Annotated in this window: 4 protein-coding genes; 3 read left to right on the top strand and 1 reads right to left on the bottom strand. The window is 50.2% G+C overall.

The features are described from left to right. Nucleotides 1-28: 28 nt before the first annotated feature. Entirely contained in the window at nt 29-511 is a 483-nt protein-coding gene (locus ACZ5ZZ_RS13535) for a hypothetical protein (RefSeq protein WP_464139862.1), read from the bottom strand. Nucleotides 512-812: 301 nt separating this feature from the next. On the opposite strand from ACZ5ZZ_RS13535, the gene ACZ5ZZ_RS13530 reads away from it, so the two are divergent. From ACZ5ZZ_RS13530 to ACZ5ZZ_RS13520, 3 genes are read left to right on the top strand one after another with little or no spacing between them, the layout of a single operon-like run. Continuing rightward, nucleotides 813-5,519, top strand: a complete 4,707-nt coding sequence (locus ACZ5ZZ_RS13530; RefSeq protein WP_464139860.1) for a hypothetical protein — start codon at nt 813-815, stop codon at nt 5,517-5,519. Beyond that, nucleotides 5,506-10,725: a hypothetical protein gene (locus ACZ5ZZ_RS13525; RefSeq protein WP_464139858.1), complete on the top strand. Its 5,220-nt coding sequence runs from the start codon at nt 5,506-5,508 to the stop codon at nt 10,723-10,725. The genes ACZ5ZZ_RS13530 and ACZ5ZZ_RS13525 overlap by 14 nt, the downstream gene beginning before the upstream one ends. Nucleotides 10,726-10,750: 25 nt before the next feature. Continuing rightward, on the top strand, nt 10,751-16,939 hold the full coding sequence (locus ACZ5ZZ_RS13520; RefSeq protein ID WP_464139856.1) for a hypothetical protein: 6,189 nt from the start codon (nt 10,751-10,753) through the stop codon (nt 16,937-16,939). The last annotated feature ends 6 nt before the right edge of the window (nt 16,940-16,945 follow it).

Raw genomic sequence — 16,945 nt, 5'->3', positions numbered from 1 at the left:
TCGATGTACAAGTCCTTGTGAAGGATTGTCACGATTTCTTGAGGAAGCTGAATGTCTTCTCCACGATGAAATCAGGTTCCATTGTTCCGCCACATTTCGCGCACTTCAAATTTTCTGGAAGTTTTAATGAAGCTTGTGATTGATCACTGGCATAGATGTAGTGAACATTCTGCGACAGTTTTACTGTCTGCTCGTGCGAACAGCTGTCGCACAAATAAGGCGCCAAGAAAGAAGTGATCGCGGCACCTTGCGGAACAAAGCCGTGGACGATGTTGACTTGATTTACAATCACAAAAGGACATTCCTCGAGATAAAGTTTTGCATTTTTTGGAACTCGAAGAGTCCAAAGAATCCAATTTTTCACGCCGATGGAATTGATGAATGTGACCTTGGAGAGATTGAGTTTGATCTCTTTGTATGTTTGCAAATTTATGTCGAACAATGATGTTTTCTCGCTGATCGGTCCTTCGAGGGAAATTTCAATCAAACTACCATTTATTTTTGTGTTCATCGCTCACGCCTTCTGGATGATTTGTGGGATCACAGAATTTATATTCTGGATCAAAATAGGATGTCCTGCTCTCAGGATTTTTCCACACTTTTACAAACTGTTCCTTCTTTGGAATAAGAGGATCGTTCTGATCTAGACCTTATAATAGGATTGCATTGCCTCTACTTCATTTAAGAGTCTCAGTATGAATCCTTCAGGCATAAAGGCTGGGAAAGTGTCGATTTTTCCTAGACTGTACAATGATCTGTGACGTTTTAAACACCATTTCAATTCTGCGTAACTGAAGATAGCCTTAAGCTATATGAAATGTTTTTTGTCACTACTCTTGTACGTTGCCTGTGGTGTTTTGATTTCCTGTAGCCAAGCAGGATTGCAGGGCACCAACTTGCCTTCGAAGTTCAATGGATTGGACTCGGCCGTGGCTATTTCGCCAACGGCTGTGAAGCTTTCGTGGCCTCTTCAGGCGCGATTTAAAGAATACAAGATTTATCGCAAAGGGTTTAACTCTCCGATCAAACGCGAAACGTTTGCCACAACAAAGATTGATAGCTTGTCTGCAGACACTTACTACGAGTATTCCGTCGCGGGTGTGGACGCGATGTCAGACGAAGAATTTGGTTTTGATCAGTACATGACGGTGAAGACAATGTCGAACTTCAACGGCATTCCGTCCTCTGGCGTTACCAGTCAGGCCAACGGTTCTGTGGAAGTCAGCTGGGTTAAGAACGGTGAAGGGGTTACGTATAAGATTTTTGCCAAGCGTGAAAGTGACTCCTGGGATCTGACTCAGCCAGTGGCTACTGCGATCAACAAAAGCACGATGCTCATTAGCACTCTTCCAAGTGGTTCCAAGTATTGTTTTTGGGTCATGGCGTTCTATGAAGATGGAACCTTCGAGCCCTCAAATATGAGTGAGACATATTTGAACTCCAAGGCTCCGTGTGCCTTGGTTCAGTCTCAGTTGGCAAATCTTCCTAAGGTGTACATAAACTCAGCCTTCATCGGCAGCTTCCCGTGGTTCTGGACTGAGGGCGGGGACACAACTTATAAGACAGAGATCTTTGAACGTTTTACCGACATTCGTCTGGCCACGGTCAACGGGATTGGATACTTCCGTTCCATCATTCCAATTTCACCAGGTGTGAAGGATATCTATGCGAAGGTGAGTTCAGTCGACGGGAAAGTCACTATCGTTGATGTTTTGACCAAGGGACCTAATGATCAGGTTCTTACGAAGAAACCAAAAGTGCGTGCTCTGGAAGGTGCCGGCGCAAAGGTTCCTCTGGTGCCTCGTTTGGTCGGAGATGGTCTGGGCATGCAGCAGCTTGGGAATGGGATCGTCGTTGGGGACTTCAACTGCGATGGTTATAAGGATGTTGCAATCACAGCGCCACAAGCGACACCATTTTTGAGTGCCCGTCACTATGATGCGACGGGAGCCGTCTCTGTGTTCTACGGTTATCAGCCACCCGATGAGATTGATGGAAACGGTCAGATCGTTCGTCCCAAGCCTCGTTTAAAGACAGACTTGGCGCCTGCGGCGGATGCTTCAGCCCCGGACCCTCAGTTGATTTATTACACTGATATGACTTCCAATGCCCGCTTGGGGATGCGGGTTGCGGCGGGTAACGTGAATGGCGACTGCTTCAGTCGTTATACTCCACCAGAGGGCACGACCGATACGGATCCCAAGATAAATCGGGTGGGTCTGTGTGATGATCTTTACACGCCGATCACGCCACCACTGAATCCTGAGAAGACCAAAAAGATCTATACCTGTGATGACCTGGCCATCCAGACAAATGATGGATCTGTTTTTGTAGTCTATGGAGACCCGGTCCGCGGACTGGTCAGTGGTTCGGGTGGCAGTGCTTACGGTTTGAACGAGGCTACTTGTGACCCGGCATCCTTCAAGTGTCGTCCTACCAAATATAAAAGTGCGGCTACTCAATATGTTCGTGCGATTACGTTTGGTGATTATAACAACGATGGATTCGACGACTTGGCGGTGGGACTTGAACTGACCAATGGTAAGCGTCAGGTGCAGGTTTTGCGCGGGGACCGATCTGGTCTTCTTCCGACGTCTTCCACGAAATCTCATGCGTTGATCGACGCAGAAACAATGCTTGTCTCGGAACTGACGGATGGAAGTTTTGTGGGCAAAAGCTCGGCCGAAAGTTTTGGTGATGCCGTCGCGTCTGCCTATAATTCACGCCGCTGCGAAAATGGTGGCGGTTACATTTATCGATCAGCACCTGCGCCGAAAGCACTGGGTTTTGATTTTGATAAATGTGATGACCTTGTGATTGGTGTCCCTGGGCGGGCCTCAGGACGCGGCTCTATCATTGCTTGTAAAGGCGTGCAGCCGACTGTCGGTACCGACCGTCAGCAAATCACGTCGTGGGAATGTAAAGAATCCTATCCGGATAACACGTTGGGAAGTCCGACGTATCCAATTTCACATATTGATATCAAGGGCTACGGATTCTCATTGTTGGGTGTCCCCAATCAGGGTGGGTATCCGCTGTTCGAAGTTTCTGGAGGTTTAACTCCTAATATCAGCGGTGCTCTGTTTGTAGGAGCTCCCATGTCGACGGTTTCAGGTGCTGCGGAAGCCGGGGTGGTCTTCGGTTATTACATGACTCCAAGATCCTCTGATTTTGCCACCGGCGGCATTGTTGGAATTTTAGAGCCTCAGCAGACGGTGATGGCGGCGAATTCAATTGCCTGCGACAAACGAAACCGAAATGTAGTGACTGGAAGTCTTGAGCATTGTGAAAATCAAGCGATCCACACCAGTCCCGCAGAAGCCGGAGTTCAATTTGGACGTTCTCTGGGTAGCGTAGAGGATATTGAAAACCTGACGCGGGCGATGCCATCGTTGGCCATCGGCGCCCCTTATCGTACGGTTACAAGTAGTGACGGAAAGAAAAATATTGGTAGTCATGGTGTCGTTTATTTGTATAAACCAGACGTTTCCACCTTTGGCTATGACAACGGAATTCGTGTGGACGTGCCGAAGTACTCACCTGACGACTCTCCAGGCTGCACCGTGGGTTGTACCTGGTATAGTGGTGGTGTGAATCCGTTTGGTGCCTCGATTATCTACGCGACCGACATGACACCCGGGACGACTCTGGGTGGTGGAGGCTTGGCCGGGGCTGACTTCAACGGAGATAAAACGGGAGATCTGATTATCGGTGCGCCGAATCTTGCGTTGCCGGCTTATCAGAATGGTGCCTCTTACATCTTCAATTCGACCGGAACCTTCGCGGCCGCTGTGACTAAGCCGGATCAGTCGATTAAAGTTAATTTCAGCAAAGAACTGAATTATCACTATGAGCGGGCCAAGGTCGTTGGGGATCTGAACGGTGACGGATACTCCGACGTTATCACTCACATTTCTGTCGCAAGCACGGTTGAGCTTGTGGTGTTTTATGGAAGCTCCACAGGACTTGTGACGACACCAGAGCCGTCTCGCAACCCAGCGTCGCCTTTGGCGCCGTTAAAGCTTGTTGTTGATACGGATCCTGGGTTTGGTACCGAGTTCCATCGAGTGGGCAGTGTCAACGGCGATGCCTATGACGATATTTTGGTTATCGGCAATAATGGGACTTATATATTCTACGGTTCTTCCAGTGGTGTGGTCTTCGCAAGTGCGCCCTCCGTGGCTCCGGTTGGTCAAAACCCTCTGAGATTTGCGATTGGTGACAGCGATGGACTTCCGGTTGTGACATTCCATGGCAGCACGAAGATGCATGGGACTGTGCCAAACACGCTGGCTTATAGCACATTTGACCCTATGAACAGAGCCGTGGCCTACGGTGACTTCAATGGCGATGGTTACAGTGATTTTGCTCTTGGAACGAATTCTGCCGAAACCCCTTCTATTGACGTGGTTCCGGGGGCTTTGAACATGAGCCCAACAAACAAAGGCCGGGTCTATGTGTTCTATGGTTCATCCGCAGGGCCGCAGACCAATCGTTCGACAGGAAAGGTGTTGTTGCAGCAGGCAGATGGCTCTGCTGCTGACGTGGCCGTCGAAAATCCGTGTACGGAAACATTGCCCAAGTCTTGTAAAGTTCAGGCGCTGGCGTCTCCGGACACGGGCGTAAATTATGGCTGGCGTTTGGTGGGTTTGAAATCCCTGGATGTCATAGCCGGTGAAGAGACTTCAGAACTTGTAGTGGCCGATCCTTCTTATAGTGCCTTCAAGGGGCGGGTGTATTTGTACAAGGGTGGCGCCCGAGGTCTAGGGTACACAAGCTTCCAGAAAATTGATCCAGCGGCGGGCGCTGAAAGATTCGGTTATGATCTGGCGGCAACGGGTGACATCAACGGAGATGGAATCGTCGACATGGCGGTTTCGGCACCAGCGGTGGGTAAAGTCTATGTGTTCTATGGTGGTGTGGTTGGTGGAACGTCCTATGCGTTCTTTGGCCCAAGCAGTTTGGCGGTGACAGATTTCTTTGTGGCAGGCCAGAACCCGATTGCTGTGAATATGCTTCACGCCAGTGAGTCTTTGCCGAAGCCCCAGCGTATTGACGTGATCAATGGTGGTATTTTCGTCCTCGGTGATAATTTTGGTGTGGGGCTTGGTGGCATTGGCGACATCAATAACGACGGATTTGCAGATCTGCTGGTGAATATGCCAGGTAAAGACTTCGATCTTGAAGACACTCAAGAGGATTCTGGTGCTTATGTCGTCTACTTCGGCAGCAACCTGGGCCTGAAGCTGATCGCGGCGAAAGAACAACCCACGGATCCGACAATCCCGGCAGTGCCGACGACGACTCCACGTTGTTATAACGGGGGGGCTGTCCCGGCATGTGAGCCTTTATTGCTCTATCTGCCAGAGCGATCTGCTTATGAGTATTCTTATATATCCAGCACTCCAAGTGGTGATATCAACGGCGATGGAATTCCAGACGTAGTCTTGGGAACTCCGGGAAGAAATCACCCTTCAGGTAAAGCGTTCTCGACAGGAGTCGTCTATGTTCTCTATTAAAAGGATTTTGTATGGTATTTTAGCGGCCAGTATGATGATGCTGGCTTCTTGTACCGAGAAGTTAGAGACAGGAAGCCTGCTGCGTGATTTTACCGGGGCGTCCGGCGTTGAAGTGCTTTCGCCCACGGCCGTCAGAGTTTATTGGGATCTGCATGAGCGCTATCGCGAGTATAAGGTTTACTACAATCTGAGTCAGGACCCGTTGGAGACCACGTCATTCAATGAAGTGACCATACGTAATCTGAATCCGAATTCCACCTACACCTTTAAAGTTGTGGCGACAGACGGCACCAACAGTGTGGGAGGAAACAAGGAAATAACTGTGACGACCTTTAAGCCTTTTGAAGGGGCGGGGGCCGTCACCAAGGATGCCGATGGAAACCTTATTCTGACTTGGGAATACCCCAACAAGGTTTCCGAGTATCAGATTTTCTATAAAGAATACGAAGACCCCACGGCAGAAAACACGACAAACTGGACAAGTGTTAATAAGACGTCCATAGAGCCGCGATATATTTTCCGTGGTTTGCCGGGCTCAACTCGTTATCACTTCGTTGTGCAGGTAAAGTATCTTGATAACACCTTTGGTCGTCCTACGAAGGTAGTGACGGCCTCTACAAACTCATCGTTCCCGACACCGGCTTACGAGTTGAGTCCGATTTCAATCGGTTCTTTGCCTTTTGCGAAGGTGAACCCGGTTGTGAATTCCGAATACAGAAATGAGAACTATGTCAGCCGCGTTTATCGTGGTTCTGAAGCGGTTTCAGATCCTCTGGTTGGGGCGGGGACGATCGTATTCTCTCCTTCAGCCAGTTGGAATATCGGCAAGGTCGATGATCTTTCGATTCGTGTGAATTACAATGATGGCAGTAAAAATGAGACCCTGATCTTTGATAACTTAAGCACCTATATCAAGGGTATTCCAAATGTGAAAGAGATGCCTCCGATGCTGGCCGCAGATGCCGGAATCTCCTTTATGGGTGAAGCTGTGACTTCCGGCGACTTCAACTGCGACGGATATCCGGACTTGGCGGTGGGCTTGCCAAATATGGCCATTGCTTCATTGGGTGTTAAAAATTCGGGCGCTGGTGCCGTGTATGTTTATTACACTTACAAACCGGTAGGTTCTTCGACATACAGATTGAAAACGTCCCCTGCGCCGGAAAGAAATCCGCTGGTTCCTGGGGTCGATCCTCAGCTCATTACTTTCGAGGATCTCAGTCATCAGGCTAAGTTTGGAAAGTCCCTGTCTGGAAGCGGAAATTTGAACGGCGACAGTCATACCGGTCTAGCATGTCAGGATTTGCTGGTGGGTGCTCCGGGGATGGATACCCCTGAGACTGGTGAATACAATGGGGCCGCGTTTGTATTTTTTGGCAGTCGGCAGGGGTTGAAAGCTCCTACGAAAGTCAAGGACATGCAGCAGAACTTCGAAACCTGTAACGGTCTTGTCGACGGGGCGACATGTTCTGCGGTGATGCTGTGGCCCAATACGGCATTGTGGCCTACAGATAAGTGGGACCAGAATCTGAAGACTTATGAATCAGGTAGCGTCGAGTTTGGCTATTCTGTTTCGTTTATTGGGGACTTCAACGGAGATGGTTACGATGATATTGCCGTGGGTGCGCCATCGGGCGACTGGGATGGTATTCCAGCTCCGAATCTGCCGGGAGATTCCAAGTACGAACGTGATACAGGCTATGTGGCGCTGTATTTCGGCTCCAAGTCCGGTATTGGATATGAAACTCCGCTAGCGACCTCCGCTCCGACAGGAACGGATCTGAAATTCCGTTTCTTGAAGATTTATGCTCCAGTACCTCATGCTGGTGCTCGCTTCGGTCATTCAGTGCACGGGGGAGCCGACGTGGATGGGGGCTTCCGTATTCGCAACGTGGATGGGAAGTTGGTCGGTGGAGCCGATATGATTGTCGGCGCTCCTGGCGATCGTTATCCTCAACCGGGTTCTAATAAAGTCAAGGCAACTACTGTAAACTGTACGACTCCGGACACCTGTGCCGCAGTGACACCTGCGGAGGGTGGGGCTGGGATCACGGTGGGTTCATTTAACTATCCGTCGAATACAACCATCTATGGCTTGCCTGTGACTCAGGCGCTTTATGGAATCGGTTCAGCCCCAGGGGCCGCCTATTTGTACTTTGGTCGCTCTGCACCTTCGGCGTCGGCACCAACGGACTCAACTTTCCGGGGTACTTTCTGGCAGTGTGGTAATCGAAAAATGGATGCTAAATCGCACTTCTCGTGTCTGACGAAGAACACCGGTTTTAGAGTCCTGTTCCCACGAAGTTTCTATAAGGAAGATCAACCCGGAAACACGACCAAAATGCCAAGCAAAGGTTTTGGAACGTCTGTGGCTTTGGTGGGCGATTCTTCTCGTTATGACAGCACCAACACCGCCATCACAAACCCTTCGGATTCGAATGGGGATGGTTGGGCAGAAGCAGTCGTCGCCAGCAGTTTGTTCGATAATGGCAGTAAAATTTCCTCCGGTGCTCTGTGGGTCTTCTATGGAAATCCAGGCAAGCTCTATGAAATTGAAGCCTTCCGTGTGATTGATACAGCAGCCTCAACGACAGCCTACAGCCGTCATTGGGTGGATGGTCCTCCTCAGTGTACCTCATTTGCGGTGGACAACCTTGCCAGCCGTGAAATGTGTGCGCCGACGCTGATTCGCTCCAACTCCATTGGATCGGGCTTCCGCTTGGGTTATTATCCTGAGGCCATGGCCGTGGCCGATGTGACCGGGGATGGCTTGAAGGATGTGGTCGTCGGTGCCACCGGCGACAGCACGAAAGCCACAAATTCTGGTGCAACCTATGTGTTTACAAGTTTGCAGAATGCAGGTCTGACATCGAACTTCCTGCATATCTACAACTATCAGGGGAAGGCCAATGACTATTTTGGTCGCGCTGTCACAGCCGGAAACTTTGACGGTGACTTCAATGGCCTGCTGCCGCTGAATGACGTCTTTGTTGGTGCCTATTTGGACAAGTCCCAGAAAAATGGTGGTGGTGCCGCCTATGGATACTACTCCAAGGGTCAGCCTTTGGCTTCCGTCAACTCCGTTCCAGAAGAGCGACTGGTGGACTCTGCCGCCAGTCCGCAAAGTTTGAATTTTGAAACAATCCGCTTAGTGGGGGATATCAATCGGGATGGATATGATGATGCCGTTGGGCAGATCTCCCGACCTTCTCCTGATTCTACTGTGTCGACAACTGATGCGGTTGTGTTCTTCGGCTCTAAGGTGGGTCTGGTTACGACTTCATTCTGCCGTGAGAATCTGAGTCGTATCTTCAAAGCTCAAAATCAGAATGAGACTTATTGTTATCCTTCGGTAAACCCCGCTCAAGGGGTGACATTGGATGATATCGCTCTTCCTCAGTTGATCACACGACCGACAGGCTTTAGCGCCGGATGGGCGATTCGATCCTTTGCTGCCGGGGATGTAAATGGTGATGGTTTTGCTGATGTGGCCTTTATTGATTACAATAGCGGTGGTCAGATCCTGATGTATTATGGATCCCGTGGTGGTTTGCAGGCTGTGACCAATCCAAAATGGATTCCAGCCGCGGGTGATCCTCAGATCATCTCCAAATTATGGAATGTCATGCCAACGGGGACCGACTCTTTTAACAACATTTTGGATGAAGCTCGTCCGTGGAGCAGACAAATGATTCATCACGGGGACTTCAATGGTGATGGATATTCTGACATCGTGTTGAGCAATCCCCTGGGTTCTTCATTCTTCCGCATGAACAAAACCGGAACTGTGATTGATACGACTCCTCCAAGTGGTGGGGCTGTTGCCGCAAATAGTGGTTGGCAGTGCGAGCCGGAGCCCGACTCTGGATGTACCAATGGGGATCCGGCCATTGAAATGGGTCGCGTGTGGATCTACTACGGCTCATCCGTAGGGGTGCAAACTCCTAAGTTAAAAGGCTTTGGCCCGGGGGATGAACCTACGGTTACAACGGCTCTGGCATCCAGCAATGCAACTTACATGGTGGACACGTACGGCACTGAATCCGCGGCCCTGGCCGGGAAGCCATGTAACAACGGTGCCTGTAAAATGCAGTTCTTGTACAGTCCCATGGTTCGCAACGTCGACTATGGATACCAACGCATGAGACACATGTTCGGAATGAGCCTTGCGGTCTTGGACATTGATAAAGACGGCAAAGACGATCTGGTTGTTTCTGCTCCAGGCTGGGAAGATCTGGCTTGTTATTATGATGCCAGCCCGCGAAGCAACTATGGTCGTGTGTTCCTGTACAAGGGCAGTGCGAATGGTCTGCAGGCAGGACCTAGAGAGGACTACTACAACGCGGATTATTCCGGAGGCTCCTGCACGGATGATACTTTGTTCCAGAGTGTGGATCCGACGTTGGATTCTTCAGGTGCAAGCGGAAAAGTGACGGCACTTATGCCACCAATTCTAAATGGTGCACTGGGTGTAAATAACAGGGACGGACGTTACTTCGGCTATCGTGTTGCCTCCGCGGGGGATTTGAACAACGACGGATACGAAGACTTGGTTGTCACTGCGCCACGGGAAACCCCCAAAGCTGGATTGGCAAATGCGGGGGTCGTCTATGTCTATTATGGTCCTCTGTGCGGCTCAGACAACAGAGATGTGATGTGGGACTATCTCGGCAGTCACTTGAACAAGCAGATGGAGTACACAGATCCAAGTCTGCCTGGCGGAGCTGCGGGGATCCAGTGTATGCGCTCGGTGGGGACGCCAAAACCTGCGCCACAGATGTTCTACGCCTGGGATTCAAGAGCCTCTGACTTCCTTGGCTCTGAGGTGATGTCAGGTCGTATGAAGTCCGGTGATTTCAACGGTGATGGGTTCGATGATATTATTCTTGGAAGCTACGGCTACGATGATCAGGTTAATGGCATTACAAACCTGGGGCGTGGAATTACCTTCTTTGGTTCCAGCAAGGGGCTTCATTCCGAAGACTATCCGGATACTGTCGTCGTCGCTGATGCCGAAGGCAAATACAAACCATTTATCATCAGCCGGGAAGAAACAGAGAATTCTCCGAGTTATTTCTTCTCTAATACCTCTTCAGGTGACATTAACGGTGATGGAACTATGGATATCTTGGTTCCAAGTGAAACACATGATGGATATGCGCCGATGAACGGAATTGATATCGGGACATTCTTCTTGCTTTATTGAGGGACGTAGTTAGTTGGGGGCGGGGATGCTGAAAGCTTTGGTGCTAATTCTGGCGACGGTCTGGTTGACGGGCTGTCTTGAGGAGCAGGGGAGTTCGAGTGAAATCGTAATTCCTCCCGGCAGCCTATTGCAATTTGACTTGGCTCAGGCCAACGTGGTTAGTACCAAGAAGTACTCCATGTATTTGACGGAGTTCGATCAGGAAAGTAAAAAGACCAAAAATCTTCTTGATATGACGACAGAAGCAAAGCCGGATTATCTCCGTTCGATCATGCCTAAGGGGTTGACGCCCACGGGGGCTTTGGTTCTTAAGATTGTCATGGAGTATCGGACCACACCTTGGTTCGCGCTCGTGTATCCCGGAGAAACCATTTCTCCAAGTCTTGAAACCACGTTGGTGTATAATCTTTTGTCCAACTATCCGGGACGAGCCCTGAGTACCTACACTCCCCAAGAAATCAAAGCTATCACCGATGCTGTGATTCGTTTTAAAGAGGACAGACTGGCGATGTTTGGTATCGCACCGAACTTCAATCCGGATCACCTGTACCGCTTCCTTCGTAACGGTCTTTCAAACAGCTATGACTTTTTATCTTTACTAAAAGGCTACGGTGTTGAATTTGTCTTCAACTCTGACGGTGATGTCACTCAGGAACCCTATCCATTTGGCATTTTAAATCGGGCACCTGTTCTTGACTTAAAAGCCACAACCAAGGTCAGTACACAGCGTGTGGAGGAAGGCAAAAAGCTGGAGATTCGCGCTGTGGCGGTGGACCCTGATGGTGATCAGGTGTTCTTCGCATGGATGTTTGAAGGCTCTTTGGTCACTTCTGAAGACGGTGTCGTTCGCTATGAACCTGATTATGATAAAGGACGTCCGGATCCCTACACCATGAGTGTGCTGCTTTCTGACGGGGGCAAAATTGCCAGGGTGGATTGGCCGGTGCAGGTTGAAAACGTCAATCGACGTCCGACCTTTAGTCACAGCTGTACCATGCAGGTGAATGAAAATCAGCAGTGGACGTGTCGGGTTCGCTTTCAGGACGAAGACGGTGACCCCGTCAAGGTGAGCAGTGACGGAATTGAGGGCTCGACAGCGGTCTATTTAAACGGACAGGCTACACCGACCGAAGTTGCAAACGCAAACGAAGTTGAAGTGCGTTGGACGCCTAATAACGAAGATGCACGCAAGGGTGTTAATACGATTGCTCTGCAACTTGTAGACTCTTTGGGCGGCCTGACTTTGGCAAATTTGCAGGTCAAGGTGATCGATACCAACTCGGCCCCTGTGATGCTGGGTGGGGTGAATCCGGTTTATGACAACCCCATTGAGTGGGACTACTGTGCCTCGGAAAATCCCGACGGCGTGGAGCCTTATCAATTCTATCTGGATTTCCAGGATCCTGACAATGTGGCGGCCATCCCGGCAAATCCTCTGGACGAAATCACATTGACGACGGCCGGGACTTTAAAAAGCTATATCACTCAGCTGGGCAGCGCTCAGGTTCTGGCCGATCGTGTGCGATACACCTTTGTATGGAAGCCTTTGCATTCATTGTTAAAAGGAACGTTCATTGTGACTTTGAAGGACAATCACAATGGAACTACTCCGCCCATCACTTTGAATCTGACTGCGGCAGATCGAAACACCAAGCCTTGTATGGGCGGTGGGGATATGACATTGCAGGTACAGTCCAATAAGCTGCAGCATCAATCTACCTTCTCTGTGAGTGACCGAGACAACGATCCCCTGTGGCTGGAGGCTTACGATTTCTCTATGGCGGGAACTCCTCTTTTGAAGGGGGCTGCGGATGCCTTAAGTAATCTGCAGGATTGTGGAACTAATCAGCCTCTTATCTTGCGGCGTTCAGTGGGAATGACGGAGCCGACTTATCGTCGGAATGCTTCCAGCTTCTGTATAAGAGCTCACCATACTTCTGAAAACGTCAATGGTGGTGTGGCGGGATATGTGCGTTTTGTGCGTGCAGCGGACGATACGGCAGTTCGGACTTTCTCGACGGCAAATACGTTCACCGATCCTGCGACAAATATCGTGTTCAAACCGCGTGTGACTGTTACCATTAATCCGGGAGACCTCGAAGTCTGGTTCCCGGTCTTTACCGAAGTCACAGCGGCGACCGCCGCCGCCAATACTCTGACTGTGATGTCACCTGCGGTGGCCGGAGTGACGGCGACAAATCCTTCTGCGTTTTACGACCGTGGGGTGATTCGTTTTACCAGAGCGACAACTGCGACGCCCCTTACGATTCCCAAGTTTACGATTGTCAAAACGGCTTCAGGCCGCTTGATTCAGGCCCGAACGGCGGATGATATTGTAATGGCTGTTGGGGTCGCTACCGTGGAGGTCCCGATTTGGCGTGTACCCCAAATGATAGCGAACAATACCGAGCTGACACCTTCCAACACATTGCCGGGTTCGCCAGCCTTTAAAATCCACGCAGTTTCGGGTGTTGTGACGGCGGGCAGTCTGCCGAATCCGCCGGGTCTGTATGATTGGAACGAAAATCTGGTGCATCAGGGAACTTCCAACAACGTCTTGCTGCAAAGACGTTTCCGTGTGCGGGTGATAGATGGCTATCGTCTTCCAGGCAATGCGGTTCTGACGTTCCTGGATGCTCCACCCGCCGGGGCTAGTAACGTCACCGTGAAGAATACGGCGACAATCTTTCAACATGAAGGAAAAGTGAACTTCACGCGTCCTTCCGGTGCGGGGGCTGCTGCGGCAATTACTTTGCCGGCCGGGACTCGTTTAAAGACAGCCAATAGAACTCTCTACGAGCTGATCGACCCAGTATCCATGGGTGTGAATGTGACTGCTGTTTCAGCATGGGTTCGTCGTATCAATAATATTGGGATGACGACGACGGCCGGGGTTAACAATCGATTTGCCACGATTCAGTTCCGTGATGTGAACATACCGTCAGTCATGGTAGGACCATCCGTAATTACAGCCTATGAGGGCGTGACCTTGCAGGACGGCCTGATCCAGATGGCTGACAGCACCCAGGAATTGCCTGTTCCCTATTATAAAAATCACGAGTACTGGTACCCGTTGGATGCCCCTGATTTCTTCAACTTTAAAGTTGAGAAGATCGGCACAGGTCCTGTGGGGCAGTGGGACTATTGTCGGGTGCCGGGCAATCCCACCGCAAATGGAGTAAGTTGTGCGGCCAGCCGTTGTGATGTCGACCCTGTCGTGGCGGACCGGGCTTTCTTCAGATCTAACAGATGTTATTTGCGCTATGTTCCTCACGCCAATGATCTATCCGGTACGTTCAACTTCAAGGTGACGATTACAGAAAGAGCTCCGTGGGGTAATACTGGCAACATTCAGACGATTACTTTGAATGTAAAAGAGATTAACAAAAAACCGGTTCTCACCGACAGCAACTTCGCTCCTCTGGCAGGGGGAGTGGGTTCGGCCTTGGGGAACCCTCAGGTGTTGGGTGACTATACAGAGGGAACAGAGTCTTTCTATAACATCTATGCGATAGATAGAAATAAAGGGGCTGAGCTGCAGACAGTGAACTTTGAGCTGGACACTCAAGTTTATGATCTTAAAAACAGCGTTTGGCGACCAGCACCGAGCGGTCTGGTTGTGCAGGTTGATAAGCGAGAGGCCTTGACGCCGGGGCCAGGTACGAAGACCACAGCAAAATTGTTGTGGAATCCAACCGACGAAGAGGCAAAGAAATTTGGCGGTACAGACGGATTGATCGTCAAAGTTAAGATTTATGACGCCAAAACGATGCCAGATGTGCGCGAGTCCATCGATGCATACTTTAAAGTGCGTCTGATTAACAAGAACCAGATTCCATCCATCGCGGAAATTTCTGCGGGCAATGAGTTTACCATTTTTGCAGACACGTATTTCTATAAAGATATCTATCTGTATGACAAGGATGCTTACACTCCGGAAGGCGGCAGCTTCACGACACAGCTGACCTTGTGTCGTGACTCGAATGGGGTGGCATTGCAACATCCCACTCTGGATCCAGGCGCCGCAAACCCATTTATTTGTCATGCTACGGTGGCCACATGGGCGACAGAACTGACCACTTACGATGCGGCCTACAAGCGTAATGTCAGTGTTACGAACTGTGGTGATGGCACCAATTTGAATGCGGATTTGGCCGTGCCGAAGCTGACTCCGGTTGGCTCTCCAGAGGTTATTAACGGAGTTCATCGCCAGCGCTATAAAATGGAATGGTGTCCACAGCGTTCGCACATTGGAGTTTATTCTTCAGAGCTATTTGTGAACGATAACGGGGACCAGGATCGAGATGGCACAATGTCTGGCAGGACAGTGAGCGCGACACCGCTAAGAATTAAAGTGGTGGCGCCTGCATTCTTCGTCAGTCCAAGGCAGAATCTTGCAGGGGATCCTATTCACTTCATGCCTCACACCAGTGCAAGTATGCCGTCTGCGCCATTTAAGTACCCTGTTATAGTTAACAATTCTCAAGGAAATCCCTTGGAGTATTCTTTGGTGACATCGCCAAGAGCCTGCTCTGAAGCCAACGGGATGTGTATTGACGCTGCCACAGGGATCATCTCCTGGAATCCTGCTTATCCGGGGGATGTGACTGCGGAAGGGGCGGCAGGGCACCTGGTGCGAGTGAAGGTCAAAGATTTAAAAACACAGGAAACCGATGTGGTGGGCTTCTATCTGAAGGTGCAAAATCCACTGGCGCCGTTTGAGGTTTCTCCAACCCTGGACAGCTTTATGCCGGCAGGGACTGATGTTCTGGCCTCTGAGAAAAATCCGGTGGCCTTCTCGGTGACGGCCTCGGATCCGAACACCAATGACACACTTTTCTATCGTTGGTATGTGAATGATGAGTTGATTAGCGATGAGGGGGCCAGTTTTTCCTTTAAACCCAAAGACACTGATGGATCTCTGGATCCGGATGGTTCTGGCCCGCTGAAGGCCGGGGAGTTTGTTGTCAGGGCCGAAGTGACTGACGGTAACTACATTGCTGCCAAAGAATGGAAAGTTAAGATTCGTAACAACTATCTGCTTGGAGAGTCATTGTTTGACCTGACCAAGGCTCGTCCAGAAAGTCTGCCATCTCAGATGCCATTAAGTCTGAACTGGAATCTTGAAAGTTATATTTCCGTCAGCTTGGGTGCAACCATGGTGGACCATGTGATCTTCGCAGGGACCTACATGATGGGGGTGTTTAAAAAGCATTTCTTGTGGGACTTTAGCTTGGTCAACGGTGTGGTGACGAAGCCCAATGGAACATTGATTAATCCTCCTTGGAATTTCTATGAGGATCTTCCTTGGTTGTCCGGAACAGAATCCAAACGTTTGGGGCTGGTCAGAACTAATGGCAGCTTTGATATTGTCCTGACTTCGCAGTCAGGGCGTGCGGGTCCCTTCGGTTTGACCACTGAAGCCCTGCGTATCCCGGCAGGTGATTTAACGGGGCTTTCCTTGGGCTCGGGGAACAAGTGTATCGGTGACTGTCCCCAAGATCTGTTCTTGACCTCAATGTATTCGGATGCTCGTTTTACGGAGTCAATGGATTCGACTTATGTCTTCTATTCCTCTGACAACAAGGACAAGCTGATGTACGACTATTTGGGTCCGGCGTCGCCGATCCAGATCTATAATTTCGGTTCAGCAAAGATTTCAGGAATGGCATTGAACAAGAACCTGAATCGAATTTACGTCACAACCCAGCAGACCAGTCCGTCTGTTTCACACAAACTTTGGGTCTTCAATGTTGCTCCGATCCGTTCGGGAGGGGCCGCAACCCTTGTCGCGCAGATTACTTTGTGGGATGGAGTCGTGGGACATGAAGACTGTAAGCCTTCGGATCTGGTTATCGACACCGTCAATCATCGCGTCATTGCGTTGCTATCCGGTACAGGCGGAGTGGCCGTCCTGACCGATGGCCCGGCGAAGACGCCGACAATTTCGGACGTTCAGTTTGTGGGAGTCAATGAAATCAGCAGTTCCCCATTTGATGTTCCGGGGCAGGGGAAGCGTCTGGTGATTCGTCCAGAGGACCGAATGGTCATTGGTACGATGAAAGACGCCAATCAGGTCTTCACGATTGATCTGGATAGCTATCATGTTTATACGAATTCAGTGCAGGATCCGATCGACAGCATCGGCAGTTTCGACTCTGGTCAGATCCTGCTGATCAGTCGAAGCAAGGGCCGGATTTACCGCGCTCGATAGCTTTGG

The organism is Bdellovibrio sp. HM001 (genome assembly GCF_055397275.1).
This window is presented reverse-complemented; position numbering and strand designations above follow the sequence as displayed.

Coding starts and splice junctions, on each gene's coding strand:
- ACZ5ZZ_RS13520 (WP_464139856.1), top strand. CDS start 10,751: ATGCTGAAAGCTTTGGTGCTAATTCTGGCGACGGTCTGGTTGACGGGC.
- ACZ5ZZ_RS13530 (WP_464139860.1), top strand. CDS start 813: ATGAAATGTTTTTTGTCACTACTCTTGTACGTTGCCTGTGGTGTTTTG.
- ACZ5ZZ_RS13525 (WP_464139858.1), top strand. CDS start 5,506: ATGTTCTCTATTAAAAGGATTTTGTATGGTATTTTAGCGGCCAGTATG.
- ACZ5ZZ_RS13535 (WP_464139862.1), bottom strand. CDS start 511: ATGAACACAAAAATAAATGGTAGTTTGATTGAAATTTCCCTCGAAGGA.